Annotated in this window: 1 protein-coding gene and 2 pseudogenes; 1 reads left to right on the plus strand and 2 read right to left on the minus strand. The window is 47.2% G+C overall.

The annotated features are described in order from the left end of the window. A pseudogene (locus HK11_RS12285) lies at positions 1 to 97 on the plus strand (IS5/IS1182 family transposase); the annotation flags it as partial. A 43-nt stretch (positions 98 to 140) separates the two neighbouring features. Here HK11_RS12285 and HK11_RS11870 read toward each other — a convergent pair. Then, positions 141 to 545 carry a CotH kinase family protein gene (locus HK11_RS11870; RefSeq protein ID WP_086555520.1) on the minus strand — a complete coding sequence of 135 codons (405 nt, stop codon included), beginning with the start codon at positions 543 to 545 and terminating at the stop codon, positions 141 to 143. After that, positions 485 to 811 (minus strand): annotated as a pseudogene (locus HK11_RS12420) (hypothetical protein); the annotation flags it as partial. The pseudogene HK11_RS12420 and the gene HK11_RS11870, both read right to left, overlap by 61 nt.

Consider the following 811-nt stretch of genomic DNA (forward strand, 5'->3'; position numbering starts at 1 on the left):
CTGGCGACGGGTGGCAACACGATACGACCGCTGCGCTCAGACCTTCATGTCCGCAATCCATATCGCCGCAAGCTTCATCTTCTATCTCAAAGAATGAGTCCTGAGCCTAAATCATCTGCAAAATATTCACGCAGCATAGTCTATGCAGTATTATAGTTTGTTATCCAGCCCAGGACATCAGGCTGAACCTGAGCTGGCGTATACCCCCATACAATACCGAATGTTTCATCCATATCATACGCCATGATGTGCCCGATATTCCCGCCATCCCATGATTCCAGAAACAGATTGTTAATCATGTTGTCCTGAGAGGCTGCCAGCTCAATAAACAGCAGATAGTCAAGCCAGGACTGCTTATTCGCATAGCTTTCAAAATCTGCGAGAGAGGCTTTGCCTGACTGACAATCTGCGATATAGAATACAAGCCTTTCTAAGCCGGCTTCTTTCGGTTTCTTTGGGTAGGAGTAATCCCAGTCTGACGCTGTTATACCCCAGCCATGTAGCCGGGTTTTTGCCAGCCCCCTGATTTTCTGATAGCTGCCCATGTTCTGTAACTTAGCGTATCCCGGATCATTGTCCTGTCCAGAATAATGCCTGAGTAATAAGTGCTACCATAGGCAGGAAATGCCCCGAATGCCTTCAGGTCTATCTTGCTGGTCTGAACCCAGTCACTCATTTTCAGATCAACAGAATTGCCACCTGCATTGGTAATAGCTGAGATTTTCAGGTTTTTCTTTGTGGTATATGCCGATGTCTGCCCCTGTACTGCGAGTGTACAGGAACCTGAGAAAAGGACGGAATCGCCGTATAA

The sequence above is a fragment of the Acetobacter sp. DmW_043 genome (genome assembly GCF_002153485.1).
Lineage (GTDB): Bacteria > Pseudomonadota > Alphaproteobacteria > Acetobacterales > Acetobacteraceae > Acetobacter > Acetobacter thailandicus.